This is a genomic window from Parabacteroides sp. AF39-10AC (assembly GCF_003635405.1).
GTDB lineage: Bacteria > Bacteroidota > Bacteroidia > Bacteroidales > Tannerellaceae > Parabacteroides > Parabacteroides distasonis.
Window position 1 is genome coordinate 72159 of the sequence record NZ_QTLP01000028.1, and the last position, 3816, is coordinate 75974.

General features: G+C 37.2%; 3 protein-coding genes. All 3 read right to left on the bottom strand.

Annotated features, from left to right (window positions below; genetic code table 11):
- Positions 1 to 99: 99 nt before the first annotated feature.
- Genes DW033_RS20235 through DW033_RS20245 form a run of 3 tightly spaced genes read right to left on the bottom strand, consistent with a single transcriptional unit; the run spans position 100 to position 3678 of the window.
- Positions 100 to 1131: a tyrosine-type recombinase/integrase gene (locus DW033_RS20235; protein ID WP_007750053.1), complete on the bottom strand. Its 1032-nt coding sequence runs from the start codon at positions 1129 to 1131 to the stop codon at positions 100 to 102.
- Positions 1109 to 2071, bottom strand: a complete 963-nt coding sequence (locus DW033_RS20240; protein WP_117921377.1) for a tyrosine-type recombinase/integrase — start codon at positions 2069 to 2071, stop codon at positions 1109 to 1111. The genes DW033_RS20235 and DW033_RS20240 overlap by 23 nt, the downstream gene beginning before the upstream one ends.
- On the bottom strand, positions 2068 to 3678 hold the full coding sequence (locus tag DW033_RS20245; RefSeq protein WP_007750048.1) for a site-specific integrase: 1611 nt from the start codon (positions 3676 to 3678) through the stop codon (positions 2068 to 2070). The genes DW033_RS20240 and DW033_RS20245 overlap by 4 nt, the downstream gene beginning before the upstream one ends.
- Positions 3679 to 3816: the final 138 nt, after the last annotated feature.

The window sequence follows — 3816 nt, forward strand, 5'->3', positions numbered from 1 at the left end:
TTTATGTCTGACATAGAATTATGTTGGGCATTAGTCTAAACAATTAATAATCAATCGTTCTTTGACATTTTGCACAACATAATTCTATCTTTGGAGGAATTAGAGGCTATCTAAGAATGTAATTAACTCCTTATCCTCAGACCATTTTCGTGATGGTGTATCGGAAACGGACTGCTCACATTTTTTGAGAACTTCTAATTTCCTTTCCATGCTAATTTCGGCGTAGATGTTTGTTGTATCAATCGAGCTATGTCCCATCCAATTTCTAACCATATCAATATCCGCTCCAGAATTAAGTAGATGAGTGGCGGTTGTATGGCGTATAACGTGAGGAGATGGGCGTTTATTAGCAAGAGAGGGATGATTTAAGATTACATCTTGTGAGTATTTCTTTATCATTTCATAAATACAGAATCGGCTCATAGGCTGATTGTATCGGTTAAGGAAAAGGTAATCGTCAGGCAACTTGTTGTCTATAAATTGTTTGAGTAAATCCCAGAAATCCTCCCATAAAGGACATATTCTCTCTTTACGCCCCTTGCCATGTAATGTCACCATTGGCATTCCACGTTTTGAAGGCATCGCAACATCCTTCACTTTAACACCAATAACTTCAGACACTCGGGCGCCAGTATTATACATGAATAGGATAATGACATGATCTCGACTTCTTATCCCTTGATATTTGCATGTTTTCAATGGTGCATCAGCCAAGGCTTCGATCTCAGATTTGTCCATATAGGTTATCATGCGTTTTTCCGTTTTCTTTGAAGGGATAAGAGTGACATGGTGACACCAATCTATATGTTCAGGAGATTTCCACGCCAGAAACTTTGCGAAAGCCTTTATTGCAGCTAAACGATTGTTTCTTGAAGATACGGAAACTTTTCTCTCAATTTCCAGATAATCAAGAAATTTCGTAATAACGTCAGTCGTAATATCCGAGATTTTGAGATTGTCTATTGCAATACTTATTAATGTAGAGACATACGATACCAACATACGGAATGTATCACGATAACTCATCTGAGTGTTACGACTAAGGTTTCGAGTGACAATTAAGTACTCTATGAGGAATGGTCTTAGCCAATAGCCAAGATATTCTGTTTCAGTAATTCTTCTGTTCTTCATTGTTCGTGTTTTTATAAGCATAAAACAATTTGTTTGCTTCCTGCAACAAAGTTGGCGTCTTTGTTAGATAGACGGAAGTGAAGGACACGTTAAGATGTCCCAAATAGATAGACAACTTCGGCAGTAAATCCTGTACGTTCTTTCCTGATTTATACCAGTTAGTAAGGACGTCGACCGCAAAAGTATGGCGAAGATCATGTATTCTAGGCTGATGACGTCCTCTATCAGGGAAATAAAGACCTGCATTCTTACGAATGGTCGCAAATATCTGATGTAAAGATACAAAATTAACAGGTTTCCCCTTCTGATTAATGAAAACATATGCATCCTCTACCATTGGGGACATTTGAGTACTTCGCCATTGTAATATCTCTTGCATCAATTTTGATATTTGTTCGTTGAAAGTAACCAAGCGAGACTTGTAGAACTTACTACAATGTATATGCACGTACATATTATCCATATCAATATCCTTTATTTTTAAGGATAAGGTCTCACTTATTCTGAGTCCAAGCATATACGTGATCATCAAGATATATCGTATACATATTGGCTCATTAACAAATGATCTATATTTGCGATATGTAAGCGCACAATCAAACAGTCTCTTCAGTTCGTCATCCGTATATATGTAAGCGGGATAATACTCTGGAGCTTTAGGCAGAAAAACGGGAATAGGTATGTTTTGAATGAGTCCTCTAGAAAAAGCCCACTCAAAAAGTTTTTTCAGAATGCAGTGCTGAGAATGCCAATATCTGGTGATGACATTTCCTTTTCTGTAAAGGAAGGCATTACAATCGCTTTCCGTTATTGAAGTTAATTCTGTTGTTTCTCCAATGAACTTAGCAAATAATCTCAAAGAGTAAGTTGTACTCTGATCCTTACGACCAATAGACCTACGAAACTTGATAAATGACTCAACAGTTTCTTTTATACTCATAGAAGCTCCCCCCAGTTAATATTTGAAACATCTCTAAGTGAATTGAGATCCACTTTTGCATATATTCTTGTCGCTTCCATACTTTTGTGACCCAGTAAATCACCGACATCCTTTAAGGTTTGTCCTTCGTTTATCAAGAAAGTTGCATGGCTATGGCGTAAACAATGGGGACCTTTGTGCCTAACGTCCATTTCGCTGGATTTCAAATACCTATATACGACGGAAGCTATGGCTGTACAAGATATAGGACGTATCGGGGCTGGTGTACAAAAGAACAAGCTATCGCTTCCTATGTCATTTGGCCTTCCCTGTTTTAGGTAAGCGATAATAGCTTCTCCTACATTATGTAGAAGTGGTAACACTTGTGGTCGACAATTCTTCGCACGCTTAATATAGACTTGTTCTTTACGCCAATCGATGTCGCTAATCTTCAAGTTTGCCACCTCACTACAACGTAAACCGTACATAGCAAGTAACATAAAAATAGCATAGTCGCGCGATGCGGATTTACCAGTTTGTTCTTTGACTGTTTGTAACAGTTTTTGAACTTTATTCCACGGCAAGAAAGAAGGGAGATTTTCTTCACTATATACTTTGGGAGTGATTAACGCCTTATCTAGGTCGGTAATACACCACCCCTTTTCGACTGCATAACGAAGATATACACGAATACAACACAGGTACTCTTTCAGCGTGTTACGTTGAACCTTGTTAATCGTGTAGTATTCAATGTATTTATCTATATCTTCCAATGTTAAAGGGTGTTCCTGGTTCTCCTTTTCTATTATCTTGTAAAAGTAGGTGAGTATATATCTCCTTCCCTTAATATAGGCATGAGAATATCTCCTGTATGCCAAGTGATTAAGGTATTCATTTATGCGTATATCTGATATTGAAGGAGATCCTGATTCTGGTAGCATATGTAGCTCTTTAAGCCACATATTTGCAAAATAGATGAAGAAACTATAATTAGACTTGGTGCCTTTCTTCTTGTGAGAACCTTTGTCTTCCAGGTTTTGCCATTTTTTTGCTGCATTTGAGATTTCCTCATTGGTAACAATACGGAAGTTCTTTAAATCAAGATACTCTATTAGATGAAGTTGATACTGTGCATAAAGCTGAAGTGTCTGTCTTTTAAAACCTTTTGATTTGCAATCCATCAAGAAAGACATTCTCTCTTTATAAAAGGGAGCGGCAATCAGTCTGACTCTGTGCCATTTGCGCTCTGCGAGATAATTGATGATGTCGTCTTGGTAACGAGAATCTAAAAGACCTACGTATAGTAAGAATTCAACAGCCATCTCAATGAATTTGATTCTTGAGGAAGGGCAATCATGACGTTTCCGAGAATGATAATGATCAGGAATGGGTGAAGACCATTGACGTGCAGCTTCAACGACATCATCAAGTGACACAATTCTCTTTTCGCCATCATGAAGATCGAAATATTGGATAAACTTGAGCGAATACCCAGCCCACCCCAATAGTGTTAGCCGGGACAATCCTTCCTTACTTTTCATAGTTAGAAAGTATTCTCGCTCCTTTAATAATGGTGCAGCCAAATGTTTTTTAAGGAATGACTTGCGGATAATGATTTGTTCTAACATGCTCTTATAATTATATGAGTAATACTATATAATATAAACGAGCATCCAAAATTATGTTGTACAAAATTCGATAAGAACTCTAATTATCAAATAAATATGAAAGAAACTGACATAAACAAATGGGCAACATTAATGATT